Origin of the sequence: Planococcus shenhongbingii, from assembly GCF_030413635.1 — a bacterium.
In the GTDB taxonomy this organism is placed as follows: Bacteria; Bacillota; Bacilli; order Bacillales_A; family Planococcaceae; genus Planococcus; species Planococcus shenhongbingii.
In genome coordinates this window covers 996,001-1,011,152 of record NZ_CP129235.1, presented here as the reverse complement: position 1 = coordinate 1,011,152, position 15,152 = coordinate 996,001, and the positions used below count along the sequence as shown (strand labels likewise).

Sequence of the window (15,152 nt, the reverse complement as noted above, 5' to 3'; positions counted from 1 at the left end):
CAATACTCCTCCTTATTTCCCAGTAAGCTGTTGGATCATATCTTTCACTTCTTGGATATTGCGCATTTTATTGTCCCAGCATTTTTGGCTTAAATCTACAGGATATTCTTCCGGATTCAATGAACGCTTGTATTCATCCCAAAGCAACTCCAAATTTTTTGCCGCAAATTGCTGCATTTCTTGTACAGATGGGTTTTCATATATGATTTCTCCATCTTTGATGACTTGATGATGGATATCCACTGCATCAAAATTGGAAACAAATTTTGAAACGTAGGTATGGACAGGATGGAACATCTTCAAGTGATCTTCTTCAGCTGGGTTCTCATCCTGCAATGTAATATAATCGCCCTCTGACTTTCCATTTTCCCTATCTATAATCCGGTAAACGTTTTTCATGCCAGGAGTTGTAACTTTTTCCGCATTTCCGGAAATTTTAATGGTATCTTCCATTTCGCCGTGTTCATTTTCAATGGCTACGATTTTATAAACTGCACCGAGTGCCGGCTGATCATATGCTGTAATCAGTTTAGTCCCGATTCCCCATGAATCCACTCTAGCTCCTTGTGCTTTTAAGTTTAGAATGGTGTATTCATCCAGATCGTTCGAAACAACAATTTCCGCTTCCGGGAAGCCTGCTTCATCCAGCATTTTTCTTGCTTCTTTCGATAAGAACGCGATATCACCGCTATCCAGCCGAATGCCTTGGAAATTGATTTTATCTCCTAATTCTTGCGCTACCCGGATAGCAGTCGGCACACCCGATTTCAGCGTATCGTAAGTATCCACTAGAAACACACAATCTTTATGGCGTTTCGCATACGAATGAAATGCTTCATATTCATCTTTATAAGCCTGTACCATCGAGTGGGCATGAGTCCCGGCAACAGGAAGGCCGAACCGTTTCCCTGCCCGTACATTGCTCGTGGCTTCTAGCCCTCCGATAAATGCGGCGCGCGTGCCCCAAATAGCTGCATCCATTTCCTGTGCCCGTCTGGTGCCGAATTCCATGACCCGCTGTTCTTTAACAATTTGTTTAATCCGGCTTGCTTTAGTCGCGATTAAAGTTTGGTAATTAACAATGTTCAAAAGCGCCGTTTCGATCAATTGCGCTTCAACTAACGGTGCTTCAATCCGCAGCAGCGGCTCATTCTGAAAAACCAGTTCTCCTTCAAGAACGGAATACACATTGCCTGTAAAACGGACTGTCCGCAAATATTCGATAAAGTCCTCTTTATAGCCGACTTCTTCTTGAAGATAGGCAAGATCACTTTCAGTAAAACGGAAATCTCTTAAGTAATCCAATACCCGTTCCAATCCGGCGAATATGGCATAGCCGTTGCCAAACGGCAGCTTCCGGAAAAAAAGTTCAAATACGGCTTTTCGTTCATGCATTCCATCTGCCCAGTAAGATTCGGACATATTGATTTGGTACAAATCGGTATGTAAGGCTAAACTGTCATCTGAATAACTTTTCTGCATATGAATCTCCTTCTTCCACTAACATTGTTTTTTTTATTATACCCTAATAGGCAAATTTCATTAAATTAAAAAACGGCCAAACAAATAGATTGACCAATTCCTGAAAACATGAGATACTATTCCAGTTAACAACGAGGTAACTGATATATTTTGATAATCTGGCATTCTACAATTAATGTTTTTGAGAATACTTATTCACACTGGCGCGATTTAAGGATCGCAAGGACGTAAAAGAAGGTAGGGTTTACGTTGCTTAAGTTAGAAAGCACCCAGTGGAACTATGACCGCGGCACTGAAAGAAATACTTTTCAATGGAAATGATTCCCCCGATTAAACGGGATGAAAAATTGAGTCAAAAATAAGTGAATGTTACCTTGCAAAATCAAAGGGATGCCCCCAACTCGGGGGCATCCCTTTTCCAATTGTTCTTATTTAATTTTTTACTGCTGCTGTTGATGCGGTTGTTTCTTCTCGGTTTAAATAATCGGTAACGGCTCCTTTAGAAGAACAAGTTACATTGTGCGCATATTTGCCAAGGACGCCTTTTTTATGCAAAGGAGGAGCAATCCATGCCTTGCGGCGTTCTTCCAGTTCAGCGTCTGATACGTCCACCGTAATTTCCTGTGTTTCTGAATCGATGGTTACGATGTCGCCTTCTTTCAGCAAAGCAATCGGTCCGCCGACTTGCGCTTCCGGTGCAATATGCCCTACGACCAGTCCGTGAGTTCCCCCAGAGAAACGGCCATCTGTCAGCAATGCAACTTTTTCGTCCATTCCTTTACCAACAAGAATTCCCGAAATTGACAGCATTTCCGGCATTCCCGGCCCGCCTTTCGGTCCTACGTAACGAATGACCAAAACATCGCCGTCGTTGATTTGATCCGCCATAACTGCTGCAGTCGCTTCCGGTTCATTGTCAAAAACGCGTGCAGGGCCAGAATGGCGCTTCACTTTTACGCCGGACATTTTCGCGACTGCTCCACGTGGCGACAGATTCCCTTTCAAAACGATCAGCGGACCGTCTTTTCGCTTCGGATTATCGAGCGGCATGATTACTTGCTGCCCTTCCAGCAAACCAGGTGCATCTTTCAAGTTTTCTGCCACTGTTTTACCCGTAACCGTCATGCAATCACCGTGGATGTATCCCGCTTCAAAAAGCATTTTCATCACCGCTTGCACGCCGCCTACACGGTGCAAGTCCTGCATGACGTATTTCCCGCTCGGCTTTAAATCAGCGATATGCGGCACTTTTTTTTGAATCCGGTCAAAGTCGTCGATCGTCAAATCGACTTCAGCTGCATGGGCAATCGCCAGCAAATGCAGAATGGCATTAGTGGAGCCGCCAAGCGCCATCACGACTGTGATCGCATTTTCAAATGCTTCTTTGGTCATAATATCTTTTGGATAAATGCCTTGTTCAAGAAGATTGTATACCGCTGCTCCCGCTTCTTCACAATCCGCCAGTTTCGCTTCTGTTTCAGCCGGGTTGGATGAACTGCCCGGCAAGCTCATGCCCATCGCTTCAGCAGCAGATGCCATCGTATTTGCCGTGTACATCCCGCCGCAAGAACCAGCTCCTGGACAAGCAGCACATTCGATTTTGCGAAGAGCGCCATCGTCGATTGTTCCGGCGTTATGCTGGCCTACCCCTTCAAATACTGACACAATATCGATATCCTGCCCGTTGTTTCTTCCCGGGGCAATCGTTCCGCCGTAAACAAATACAGCAGGCACTTCTGAATTCGCGATGGCAATCAAACACCCTGGAATGTTTTTGTCGCAGCCGCCAATTGCTACGAGTCCATCAAGGCTCTCCGCCCCAACAACTGTTTCAATTGAATCTGCAATTACATCGCGGCTGGAAAGTGAATACTTCATCCCTTCCGTCCCCATTGAAATTCCATCCGAAACTGTGATTGTGTTAAAAATCATCGGCTTTCCGCCAGCTTCTGCTGCGCCTTTTTTTGCGCTTACTGCCAAATCATGAATATGTATATTACAAGGAGTGACTTCGCTCCATGTACTCGCAACGCCGATCTGTGGTTTTGTAAAATCATCATCTGAAAACCCTACTGCCCGGAGCATCGCCCGGTTCGGTGCTTTCATGGACCCTTCAAACACTTTACTGTTAATACGCAAATCTTTTTTCATAAGGCATCTATCCTTTCTTTTAACTCATTATAGAGCAATATTTACGCAATTCAATGAATTAAAAATTTTATTAGGCAAAAAATTGATATTTGTCAAAAAACTTTCACATGTAAGCATTTACATTTTCGAAAGAACTTTTATTATTATTTTTGTTGCTAGCAAGGAAAAAGAAATCCGCTAGCCAGAAAATAACCATTAAAAATGTTATACTTACCGAAAATACTTTTAATTCAAGGCTTTTGTGAATACTGAATTAAATAGGAGATGGTCATTTGTTAATCAGAAAAGCGCATGACAATGAATACGATATGATTAAAAAGCAGCGGCTTGCCTCATACGCCGCTTATAAACATGCAATTCCGGAAGGCCATTGGAACGTCTTAAAAGGCACGTTGTCGTCAGAGAATGTAAAAGACTCAGGCGCTGAAATATATGTTTCTGAAATAAATGGAGATATTGCAGGGAGTGTCGTTTTATTCCCTTCAAAGACAAAAGCTTATGAATGGGATTCACAAACTTTAGAATACCCCGAGATCCGCATGCTTGCCGTAGACGCTAGCTTTAGAGGCAATGGGATCGGAAAAGCTTTAGTGCAGCATTGCATCAAGCAAGCCAAAGAAGACGGTTCCACCTTTGTCGGTCTGCATACGGCAAATTTCATGGAAAACGCTATGCGGCTGTATGAAAAATTAGGGTTCAGACGCATCCCTGCCCTCGACTTTGAACCACTGGACGATGGCATTGTGGTCAAGGCATTCCGGCTTGATTTGAATTCATAAAAGGAGCGGTTTCTGCTATTGCAGAGACCGCTCCTTTTTATGAGTTGGAAAAGATCTTCAAGTGCAAAAAGGGTTTTTCCATTCCATTAATAAGCCAAAGTTACGCGATTCCGCATCTTCCAGATATCCAGGCACCAAGCATACCGGCGTACGGCCGCAACGAAGCAAAAAAGTGATGACTGGATCTTTTATTTGACCACTGATTATCTGCTGCACATATTGCTCTGGTGTCCATTCATTCGCATAGCGATGATATCCCGGAAGCCGCCCCCCTCCAAGCAAGCGGTCCAATTTAAACTGGATAACATGTTCGTACATCGATTGCATGAGCAGTTTACCCAAATCCAGCTTGCGATAGGATGGTTTAACACATATATCAGCAATGTATAATGTATTTCCGTCCGGTTGGTGATTGCCTATTGAGCCATTGTCGGTGATGTCCTCCCAAGTATGGTGAGGATGAAGCGGATCGAAATCCACTATTAAGCTAGTCACAGAACCAGCGATTTCCCCGTTTACTTCTATGCATAGTGCACCTTCCGGAAAATTTTCCAAATGGCTTTCCAGTTGATTCTCCGTCCACCATAAGTCTTCTGGGAAAGGAGGTGGAAAACTTTCCCGCTGCACTGCCATCAAACCTTCAAAATCCTTTTCCAGATAGTTTCTGACAGTGGCCAGCACTGGTAGGCCGTCTTGAAAAACGTATTGTTGCTTTCGATACATCACTTTCCCGCCCTTTCAATGAACTTTCTCTTTCCATTATATTAAAAAACCTTTCGGCTGATAGGCTGAAAGGTTTTAAAAAACACTTCAATCAGTTACCACTGTACCGGCACTAACAAAGCCGGAACCAGCCTAATTTAAACAGAATGGCTTTAAATCGCTACAGCAGATTTTCAACTTATTTTCTTAGTTGATACAACCGGGCTTCAAATGGCCGCAGTTTATTGGCATCTTCCGATCCATAATTATCGAGCAGCAATGTCGCTCCATCTGGCGCCGTCCACTTAAGAGGATCATCTTTGTGATTGGATACTACAAGCATTTTTGCTGTTTCATCTTCTCTAGTGTACGCGTAAACGCAGGAATATGGAGTTTCAAACAGTTTATAAGTCCCATAAATCAGAACTTCATTTTCTTTCCGCAAAGCGATCATGCGCTTATAAATGTTTAAGACAGATAAAGGATCGGGGAGCTGTGCTTCCACATTTAGCCATGTATAATTGGGGTTCAAATTGAGCCAAGGCTGTGCGGTCGAAAAGCCGGCATAACTGCTGCCATGCCATTGCATCGGTGTACGCGAGTGGTCTCTACTGCTCATTTTAATCATTTCCATAATGGCATCATGGTCCATGCCTTCCGCTTTTTTATAACGGTATAAGTTCAAGGTCTTCACATCATCGTATAATATGATGTCATTGAAAGGGGCATTGGTCATCCCGATTTCCTGGCCTTGATAGATAAAAGGCGTTCCTTGCATGAAAAAATACATAAAAGCGATCGAAGTCGCACTTTCACGCCAATAGACATGATCATCTCCCCAAGTTGACACAATGCGGGACCGGTCATGATTTTCGACATAAAGCGCATTCCATGCTATCCCTTCAGCCGCTTCCTGCCAGCGGGTCAACACGTCTCTGAGCGCATCTATATTGACACCGCATGGTTCATCCAGCTTCCTTAAATACCAGGTTTCGAATTGAAACAGCATGTTCATTACGCCGTTCTCTTCACCAATCCACTCTTCCAGTTCATCAGTGGTTACTCCATTTGCTTCTCCGACTGTCATTACGTCGTATTTGGCGAATGTTTCATCCCGCAATTCCACTAAAAAATCAAGTACCCCTTCAACATCGGTCATCTTTCCCCAAGCCGGAACATAATCGCGGCCTTCCGGATTCGGCATATCTGTATAATCTTTTTTAATATGGCTGATGGCGTCTATGCGGAAACCATCAATGCCTTTGTCCAGCCACCAATTGGTCATATCATATAACGCTCGCCGGAGTTCAGGATTTTCCCAGTTTACATCCGGTTGCTTTTGCGCGTACAAGTGCAGATAATATTGCCGGGTTCTTTCATCAAATGCCCATGCGGGCCCACTGAAAATACTTTCCCAATTGGTCGGTTCATCACGCCAAACATACCAGTCGCGTTTGGCATTTTTTTTCGATGAACGGGATTCGATGAACCAGGGATGTTCATCACTTGTATGGTTAAGCACCAGATCAATGACCAATTTCATGCCGCGAGCATGGACTTCAGCCAGCAAGCGGTCAAAATCCGCCATTGTTCCCATGACTTCCATAATGTCTTGATAATCACTAATATCATAACCGTTATCTATATTTGGCGATTTGTACATCGGACAAATCCAGATAATATCAATTCCCAGTTCCACTAAATAGTCCAGCTTTTCTATTACACCGTTTAAATCACCGATGCCATCCCCGTTTGTGTCTTTGAAACTTCGGGGGTATATCTGATAAATAACCGCCTCTTTCCACCATGTTTTTTTCACTAACAGCGCCCCCTTATATCTTTAATGCAAATTCTTAAAGATTTTCATACTAGGCTGGGCCAAGCAAAATTTAAACTTCATAATCCTTTATCTTAGTTCTGTTCCTTCTAATAGCAATGCCGCACCTAAAACTCCCGCTTCATTGCCGAATTCAGCCATTTTCACGGACAGTGGATTCAATAGCAGCGGCTCGAGCTGCTGCATGAATTGATCCCACCACAAAGGAGCTGCTTCTGACACGCCGCCGCCAATCACGACAACTTCCATATCGAAAATGGCTTGCAGAGAACTGATGCCTTGTGCCAAATCAGCTGTGAACTCTTTGACAAGCTGCATAGCGTGTGGATTTGTCGCCGCAACTTCAAATAATTCATGTGAACTGATCGTCAGGCCTGCTTCTTTAATGCGCCGATTAAGCGCTGTTCCTGAAACGTATTGCTCGTAACAGCCGCGCCGGCCGCAAGGGCATAAGACTCCATTCGGATATAACACCATATGCCCAATTTCAGCAGCACCGCCGTGCGGTCCCCCGCTTAACAATTTACCATCCCAAATAATGCCGCCTCCAAGACCCGTGCCAAGGGTCAAACAAACGACGCGGCTGTTCCCTCTTGCCGCTCCGATCTTAGCTTCTGCAAGAGCCGCACAATTTGCGTCATTGTCTACTTCAACTCTTTTTCCTGTTGCAGCTTCCAGCTGTTTTTTCAAGTCGGTTCCTGTCCATCCCGGCAGAATGTCAGTGGCATAAATCACTTTTCCATTAATGGAATCCACGAAGCCATGTGTCCCGATGCCAATTGCATTCACTTCGGGGTGATGCTTGATGATCCGCAGAATTTGTTCTTCCAGATAAGGATACAGCGGAATTTTTGTCGGCACAGTTTCATCAAATGACAGTGTTCCCTGCTGCCCGACAATTGCCAGTCTGATCTTCGTCCCGCCAATGTCGACGCCTAATACATTATTCATGTTCTTCCTCTTTTCTTGTACGCAAATTTCTAAAACTGTTATAACAGTTTTACTGCTTCATTTAACTCATGCGGCCATTTCCAATCACTGATATTCACCGCTTCTGTCACGTGCTGCGGCTTGCTGGCTCCCACAATTGCCGAAGTGACCGCCGGTTGATTCAAAATCCATGCCAGCGAAAACTGTGAAAGATTGACACCTTGCTCTTCTGCCAACTGTTTGTATTTATCAATGCGTTCGAAATTTGCATCTGTGAAATAATGCTGGATCAATTGTTCTCCTTTGGCAGCCCGGCTTTCTTCCGGCAGTCCCTCTTTTGAGTCATACTTGCCAGACAGCATACCGCGTGCCATCGGACTGTAAACCAGTAATCCCATTCTTTCAGAAAGGCAAAAAGGGATTACTTCATGCTCCAATTCTCTGGATAGCAGATTGTATTGGGACTGAGAAGAGATAAAATGTTCGAGCCCATAGAAATCACTGAAGCCGTTCGCTTTTGCCATTTGCCAAGCCGCGTAGTTCGAGCAGCCAATATAGCGGACTTTTCCCTGTTTGACTAACTCAGTCAGCGCCGATAACGTCTCTTCCAACGGAGTCCGTCTATCAAATCGATGAACCTGATATAAATCAATGTAATCGGTTCTGAGCCGCTTCAAAGAATTTTCCACTTCTCTCATGATATGAAATCTTGACAGACCGGCATCATTGACATACTGCCCGACTGGTAGACCTACTTTTGTCGCCAAAACGATTTTATCCCGTCTGCCTTTCAAATTGCGTCCAATGATCTCTTCAGATTCACCTGTCCCGTATTTAAAAGCTTCATCTTGTCCTTTTCCATAAAAGTTAGCGGTATCGATTAAATTAATGCCGGCATCAATTGCCCGGTCTAAAATTTCTGCAGAAGCTTTTTCATCGATCCATCGGCCAAAAGCCATTGTTCCAAGACTAAGGTTCGAAATGCGCAAACCCGATCGCCCTAAATTTGAATACTTCATCTTGATCCCTCCAGTATTCATATTTCTTACGCAAAATACCTTTCCCTTTTTATTCGCTGCTTTGTTCAGGAATCCCTTCAATACCGCTTGTTTTCAATCATTCAATATAATAACAATTACAATAGAAATTCGATATACTTGAATTGACAGAATTTTCTTCGGGAGGGAAGAGCAATGATCAGTGATTGGTTGAACTCTTCAAGGTATACTGTGATTTTTACCGGTGCAGGCATGTCAACGGAAAGCGGTCTGCCAGACTTCCGTTCAGCCAACCAAGGCATGTGGCAACAAAAAGATCCGAGCAGAGTTGCAAGCATTGAAGCTTTGAATAACAATGTGGAAGAGTTTATGGATTTTTATCGAAACCGAGTGATTAGAGTAAAAGAATACGGACCGCATAAAGGACATCGCTTGCTGTCCGAATGGGAAAAACGTGGACTCGTCAAATCGATCATCACGCAAAATGTGGACGGCTTTCATCAAAAAGCAGGCAGCGAGCACGTTGCTGAACTGCATGGCACGCTGCAGACGGTTTTCTGCAATTCGTGCGGCAAAGTTTTCAATAGCGAAGAATATGCAAATGGGATTTACCAATGCACAACTTGCGGCGGATACTTGCGCCCTTCTGTTGTGCTGTTCGGTGAAATGCTGCCGGAGGAACCGTTTAATATAGCGTTCGAAGAAGCAGCACGCGCCGAATTATTCATTGTTCTTGGCTCATCGCTCAGTGTCACACCGGCCAATCAATTTCCGCTCATCGCAAAAGAAAACGGCGCACAGCTCGTGATTGTCAACCAGGAAGAAACGCCGCTCGACCGATTCGCGGACCAAGTGATCCATGACCGGAAAATCGGTGATGTATTGGTGGAGTGGGATAGGCTGTTGAAATAAAAATGGGTTAAAAACGAAACAGAATGGAGGCAAACTATGACAACTTTGAATTATGAATTGATTGATGTTTTTACCAGCCGCCCTTTTGGTGGAAATCAGCTGGCAGTGTTCCACGATGAAATTGAGCTTTCGGCAGAAACTATGCAGAAAATCGCCCGTGAACTGAACCTTTCGGAGACGGTTTTCATCCGCCCTCCCAGCAATCAGGAACACCATAAAAACCTGCGGATCTTTACTCCGAAAATAGAATTGCCGATGGCTGGACATCCGACAGTAGGTGCCGCTTTTGTCTTAGCAAGCAAAGGAATCATTCCAACTGAAGCGGGCACAAATGAGTGGCTTTTAGAAGAACAAATAGGAGAGGTCCCTGTAACGGTTTACAAAGAAGCCATGGAAATTACAAAAGTCGAGATGACACAGCCGCTCCCTGTTTTTGGCAGCCCTTTTCAAAAACCCGGACTTGTTGCTGATTTGCTGTCACTTTCACCTAAAGATCTGGATAACTGCTTTCCGATCCAATCCGTTTCATCAGGTATCCCCTTTTTATTCATCCCTGTCCGTTCTTTGAATGCCATGAAAGAAATCAATTTTCGCGCTGATATCTGGGAAAGGCAGTTTAGCCAAAATCAGTACACACAGCATATCTTCGTTTTCACGATGCAAACCGAAGAAAAACAATCTACCGTCCACAGCCGAATGTTCGCGCCGGCAATGGGCATACAGGAAGATCCCGCCACCGGGGCAGCAAGCGGTCCATTAGGAGCTTATCTGGTGGAGCACGGGATGATTCCTGCAACAACAGACGGCACTTACTTGATACGCAGCGAACAAGGATTTGAGATTGAGAGGCCCAGTTATATCGATATCACTATTGTTAAAAAAGGGAGCACCATAAAAGAAGTGAAAATTGGAGGACAGGCCGTAACGATGGGAAAAGGCCAAATTATTCTTGATGTGTGATCCAGCTCTTCATATTAGCCAGTACAAATAAAAAAGCCGTTCCTTCAATATTTCAATTGAAGGAACGGCTTTTCATTTATTTTCTTGAGTATTTACTTGGAATTGCTTTCCACTGGTCTTCGAGCCATTGGTCGAAGTCAGCGCCTTTATCGCCTTTATACGTATCATAAATATCCACACGTGTTTTTTGCAATTTCACTTTGAAATCCTCAAAAGTATGGTCTTTCGGCAAACTTTTCTTAAGGCGCACAAATGTTTTTGAAGTATCTTTGATCAAGTCGAATTTTTTGCGCTCCGGCATTTCCACCTCTAGCCCAAAATCCTGCAATGCCTCAAAAGCGGCTTCTTGCACTTTATAAACGGGATCGTTGTTCAAGCGGTGCGTCAATATATCAATTGTCTGTTTATGCTTCCATTTGCTCAGCTCTTCAACCGCAGCCAAACGTTCTTTCCAGTTTGCTGTCCGGTTTACAGCCTTTCTCAATTCGTCGTAATTCGGTGGTAAAGTATTGTTGTGTTGTTGACTCAAAAAATTCATTCTCCTTTGATCATTTTCCTTTCCGGAAAATGAAATGATCTCTTCCGTTATCAGAAAAGCTTGTCCTTGTATTGTACCATATATACCGGAAAGAACAAAAAGGCTGACAATGCATTTATTTCCGAAAATTTTAATTGGAAAATATTTAAATAATTTGAAAATAATTGTTTGAATTTTTAAACAAAGGATAATTTAAAGATTGTTACATACAATTTCTAGGAGGCGAAGGAAAAATATGTTGAAAAAAACGGTATTAGGCAGTTCGATGATTTTGCTTCTGGTTGCTGGCACTTCTCTTGACATACAAGCCGCGGTAAACGACAAGGATTGCGGGGATTTTTCATCCCATCAGGAAGTAATGGAATTCTGGTATGCAAATGGCTTTAGTGCTGACAATGATCCCCATGGCCTGGACCGCGACAATGACGGCTTGGCTTGTGAAGTAAGCCAAAGCGAATACAATAGTTTTGTTGCAAGCAAAGAAGCAGATGATTCTTCGGACGATGCTGCAACTGAAGAAGAAGCTGCAACAGGTGAAGAGCTGCCTGATACGGCTTCCAACAATCCACTTATGATGCTGTTTGGCGCAGGTATTGCCGGACTGGGTTCGTTGTTGTTATTCCGCCGGAAAAGCCAGCAAGCTTAATACTTAATATTTCAAAAAGGCAGATCCACTCCTGCCTTTTTCCTTTGAGGTGAATTATTATGAACAAATGGTTGGGGCTGGTCTTAATAATTGCCGGCTTAGCAATCGGCCTTTTTAGTCTGTCGGAATGGTACACAGCGAAAAGTTCGGCACAAAACCTGACCAATGCGGAGATTGAAAGTTTTAAGAAAGTCGAAGCAGCAGCTGGCAGTGAAACTGGAAAAGTAAAAGAAGAATCAGGCAAAAAAAAGCCGCAACCGCAGCCGATGCCTGAACCTACTCCTATATTGACTTCAGGAATCGACCGGCAGCTTGGTGAACAAACAGCAAAGTTGATAATTCCAAAAATCGAACAAAAATATTCGGTTTATTGGGGTGCTGATCCTGCAACATTAAAAAAAGGTGTAGGCATGTATATCAGTGACCTCACCACTGTCCCCGGCGGCCATGGTCATACGGTGTTGAGCGGACATCGCGACACCGTCTTTGTAAAACTTGGCGAACTGGAAAAACAAGATCAAGTGCTGCTGGAATACGAAGACAAAATCTATGTCTACGAAATCACCGATATGTGGATCACTGATGCTGAAGACCGCAGCGTAATTGTGGAAAAAGACGAGTCTGTTCTGACATTGACTACCTGTTATCCGTTTGACTTTATCGGCTATGCTCCAGACCGCTATATTGTACAAGCGAAACTGGTTTCAACACAGGATCCTTTCTAAGGCAAATGAAAAATACCTATTTCTAAATATAAGAAAAGCAAGGTTCAGCCGAATGCTGAACCTTGCTTTTTTGATTTTAAAGTTCTGAAACCGCCTTTATAAATCGTTCGACTTCCTCAAATGTATTGTACGGCGCCAGCCCGGCCCGTATCCAGCCGCCGCTTTTATTGATATCCAGACGGTCGGCCAGCGTCGATGCATAAAAGTGTCCAGAGGCGACAAAAATGCTGTGCTGTTCCGCCATGATTCTGCATACTTCTTCCGGTGCAATTCCTGCTACTTGAAAAGCGATTGTCGGAGTTTTAGGAACGCTGTGATCCGCTTCAAACAAAGTAACTTTATCAAGAGCCGCCAGCCCTTCTCTTAAACGGGCAGCTAAGTTGTTTTCGTATCCTTCAATCTTCTCGAGCCCAGAAAGAATCCGTTCCCTTCGCGTGTCACCTCCCCCGAAACTTGCAAAGAATTCAATTGCCGGACGAATTCCGGCAATGCCTTCATGGTTTTGCGTACCGGTTTCTAATTTATCCGGATAGTAACTTGGTGCCGGCACCAGTTTATACGGCTCCAACTTTTTGAAAACATCTTCTTTGATTGCCGCAATTCCAACATGCGGTCCGAAAAACTTATAAGCCGAACATAACAGGATATCTATGCCTTGGCGGTCGCGGTCAATCGGAATATGCGGCGCTGCATGGACGGCATCCGCTGCCACCAAAGCGCCGACTCTTTTTGCACGCTCCACAATGGGTTTCAGATCAACAATGGTTCCAATCGCATTCGATGCAAGTCCAATCGCCACCAACTTGGTTTTTTTGTTGATTGTTTCTTCTAAATCCGATAAATCAAGCGTCAACGATTCCGTATTCACTTTAATCCATCTGACTTTCAGCCCTCGGTCTTTTGCCATCAATAGCCACGGATCAACATTTGCCCGGTGGTCCATTTCCGTTACGGCAATCTCATCCCCTGCTTCAAATTGCTTGCCAAGTGCATTAGCGATGGCAATCGTAAGTGTGGTCATATTTGCTCCAAAAGCCACTTCATTCATCTGAACTCCTAAGAAGTCCCCCACCGCTTTTTTAGCTTCTGCGATGACTTCTTCCGTTTCCCAGCTTGAAGGGAATGCACCATGCAAATTCGCTCCGCCGTTTTCCATATATCCGGCAATCGCTGCAATTGCTGTCTTCACTACTTGGGAGCCCCCGGGGCCGTCAAAATAAACAACCGGTTTTCCATGATACGTTCTTTTTAATGCTGGAAATTGTTCACGCACTTCAGTAATCGGAAAAGTTGTTTCACTCGTTTTCATGCATTGCAGCTCCTTTTCATAGTGATTCCCTTCTAATAAACCACGAAAAAGTCTCCCATGTCTATTGTTAAGGTATAAATACTCAGAAAAATCAATAAATATTTCTTGAGTAAAAAAATAAAAAATCATGCATAAAGAAAAGAAGAGCGGATAAAACCTGACTAGTGTTGCCTTTACAAACTTGAAATTGGAGGGATTACTGATGGCAAAAGAACTTGCTGCACATGAATTACTCGAAGTCCATGAACTATTAATCTTTAAAACAGCTTGTGTCGCGAAAAGCAAAGTATTCAGCGGCTTGGTTGAAGACAAGAAATTAAAAGAAATTCTTGATGAAGACGTGGAACTTTCTACAAAAGCAATTAAAGATTTACGTAAAATCCTGGAAGATTCTACAAAATAATTGACTGGAAAGGAAGAATATTATGGCTAAACAAGACGAACAGAAAAAAATGACGCAGCCGAAAAAGAAGCGATTAATAAAGAAAACTTAGCAATTCCTGGCTCCATGTTGGATGATTTAGCAATTGCAACGGATTTTCTCGTTACGGCAAAAGCTGCTGTCCGCAACATCGCCGTAGCGATTACAGAAACGGCAACACCTCAAGTCAAAAAAATATTGCGCCGTGAGTTAGACAACGCCATTGAAACTCACGACAAAATCGCCCAATACATGATCAAAATGAAATGTATCATGCCTATGATGTCGATGAACAAATTCAGCATGATTTGAAAAAAGCCGATATTGCACTAGAACTGGCTAAGAAAAATTAATAAAAAACCGTCCAATGCTTCTTGGCAACGGACGGGTTTCAGGCTGTTGTGAAACTCTCAGCCGCCGTTTCATTTCGCTCCACGGCGGACGCTTTTCGCGGGGGGCGGCCTAAGCCTCCTCGCTCGCTGGCGAAAACCTCGTGCTCCTGCATCGCTGCGCTAGCTTCGTCGCAAATGAAGGGGGCAAACTGCTTTTGCCCTTTCATTCCCTGCGGGGTCTCAGGACTCGCCTCGCTTCGCTGCTCCCGCAGGAAAGGCATCAGCCAACCGTAGTTGGGTGGTGCCTTTGCGACGAAGCGCCTGGCGCTGCAGGAGCACATCTTTGCCCTTCGCCGCCTTCCGCTGCATTCTGCTCTCTTTTATCACTTTTAGAGACTCTATAAAAGTGTGATTTTTTGAGAAACCCTTC

General features: G+C 43.9%; 15 protein-coding genes. 7 read left to right on the top strand and 8 right to left on the bottom strand.

Annotated elements, in window-relative coordinates; genetic code table 11:
- Positions 1–12 precede the first annotated feature (12 nt).
- Both QWY16_RS04975 and ilvD read right to left on the bottom strand, forming a co-directional pair.
- Positions 13–1,482: a nicotinate phosphoribosyltransferase gene (locus QWY16_RS04975; RefSeq protein WP_300991808.1), complete on the bottom strand. Its 1,470-nt coding sequence runs from the start codon at positions 1,480–1,482 to the stop codon at positions 13–15.
- A 432-nt stretch (positions 1,483–1,914) separates the two neighbouring features.
- The gene (ilvD, locus tag QWY16_RS04970; protein ID WP_300991806.1) at positions 1,915–3,633 is read right to left on the bottom strand and encodes a dihydroxy-acid dehydratase; all 1,719 of its coding nucleotides are present in this window, start codon (positions 3,631–3,633) and stop codon (positions 1,915–1,917) included.
- Positions 3,634–3,905: 272 nt separating this feature from the next.
- On the opposite strand from ilvD, the gene QWY16_RS04965 reads away from it, so the two are divergent.
- Positions 3,906–4,412 carry a GNAT family N-acetyltransferase gene (locus QWY16_RS04965; RefSeq protein WP_300991805.1) on the top strand — a complete coding sequence of 169 codons (507 nt, stop codon included), beginning with the start codon at positions 3,906–3,908 and terminating at the stop codon, positions 4,410–4,412.
- A 57-nt stretch (positions 4,413–4,469) separates the two neighbouring features.
- Here the strand turns inward: QWY16_RS04965 and QWY16_RS04960 are convergent, their stop codons facing one another.
- From QWY16_RS04960 to QWY16_RS04945, 4 genes are all read right to left on the bottom strand, one after another.
- Positions 4,470–5,135: a GNAT family N-acetyltransferase gene (locus tag QWY16_RS04960; protein WP_300991804.1), complete on the bottom strand. Its 666-nt coding sequence runs from the start codon at positions 5,133–5,135 to the stop codon at positions 4,470–4,472.
- A 178-nt stretch (positions 5,136–5,313) separates the two neighbouring features.
- Positions 5,314–6,933: an alpha-glucosidase gene (locus QWY16_RS04955; RefSeq protein ID WP_300991803.1), complete on the bottom strand. Its 1,620-nt coding sequence runs from the start codon at positions 6,931–6,933 to the stop codon at positions 5,314–5,316.
- Positions 6,934–7,020: 87 nt separating this feature from the next.
- A complete protein-coding gene (locus QWY16_RS04950) occupies positions 7,021–7,902 on the bottom strand; it encodes an ROK family protein (protein ID WP_300991802.1) in 882 nt (293 codons plus the stop codon).
- A 38-nt stretch (positions 7,903–7,940) separates the two neighbouring features.
- Positions 7,941–8,900 carry an aldo/keto reductase gene (locus tag QWY16_RS04945; protein WP_300991801.1) on the bottom strand — a complete coding sequence of 320 codons (960 nt, stop codon included), beginning with the start codon at positions 8,898–8,900 and terminating at the stop codon, positions 7,941–7,943.
- 174 nt (positions 8,901–9,074) lie between these two features.
- Between QWY16_RS04945 and QWY16_RS04940 the strand changes: the two genes are divergently transcribed.
- Both QWY16_RS04940 and QWY16_RS04935 read left to right on the top strand, forming a co-directional pair.
- Positions 9,075–9,791 (top strand): NAD-dependent deacylase, encoded by a 717-nt coding sequence (locus tag QWY16_RS04940; protein WP_300991800.1) that lies wholly within the window; start codon positions 9,075–9,077, stop codon positions 9,789–9,791.
- A gap of 36 nt (positions 9,792–9,827) precedes the next feature.
- Positions 9,828–10,751 carry a PhzF family phenazine biosynthesis protein gene (locus QWY16_RS04935; RefSeq protein ID WP_300991799.1) on the top strand — a complete coding sequence of 308 codons (924 nt, stop codon included), beginning with the start codon at positions 9,828–9,830 and terminating at the stop codon, positions 10,749–10,751.
- A gap of 76 nt (positions 10,752–10,827) precedes the next feature.
- Here QWY16_RS04935 and QWY16_RS04930 read toward each other — a convergent pair whose 3' ends face one another.
- Positions 10,828–11,289 (bottom strand): HEAT repeat domain-containing protein, encoded by a 462-nt coding sequence (locus QWY16_RS04930; protein ID WP_300991798.1) that lies wholly within the window; start codon positions 11,287–11,289, stop codon positions 10,828–10,830.
- Between the two features lie 235 nt (positions 11,290–11,524).
- Between QWY16_RS04930 and QWY16_RS04925 the strand changes: the two genes are divergently transcribed.
- Together QWY16_RS04925 and srtD are read left to right on the top strand one after the other, a co-directional pair.
- Positions 11,525–11,935 (top strand): LPXTG cell wall anchor domain-containing protein, encoded by a 411-nt coding sequence (locus QWY16_RS04925; RefSeq protein WP_300991797.1) that lies wholly within the window; start codon positions 11,525–11,527, stop codon positions 11,933–11,935.
- A 59-nt stretch (positions 11,936–11,994) separates the two neighbouring features.
- Positions 11,995–12,660: a class D sortase, LPxTATN-specific gene (gene srtD / locus QWY16_RS04920; RefSeq protein WP_300991796.1), complete on the top strand. Its 666-nt coding sequence runs from the start codon at positions 11,995–11,997 to the stop codon at positions 12,658–12,660.
- A gap of 76 nt (positions 12,661–12,736) precedes the next feature.
- Here the strand turns inward: srtD and QWY16_RS04915 are convergent, their stop codons facing one another.
- Positions 12,737–13,969 carry a cysteine desulfurase-like protein gene (locus tag QWY16_RS04915; protein ID WP_300991794.1) on the bottom strand — a complete coding sequence of 411 codons (1,233 nt, stop codon included), beginning with the start codon at positions 13,967–13,969 and terminating at the stop codon, positions 12,737–12,739.
- 202 nt (positions 13,970–14,171) lie between these two features.
- Between QWY16_RS04915 and QWY16_RS04910 the strand changes: the two genes are divergently transcribed.
- Positions 14,172–14,372 carry a spore coat protein gene (locus QWY16_RS04910; protein ID WP_300991792.1) on the top strand — a complete coding sequence of 67 codons (201 nt, stop codon included), beginning with the start codon at positions 14,172–14,174 and terminating at the stop codon, positions 14,370–14,372.
- 105 nt (positions 14,373–14,477) lie between these two features.
- Complete coding sequence (locus QWY16_RS04905; protein WP_436837165.1) at positions 14,478–14,702, top strand: spore coat protein; 225 nt, start codon at positions 14,478–14,480, stop codon at positions 14,700–14,702.
- The last annotated feature ends 450 nt before the right edge of the window (positions 14,703–15,152 follow it).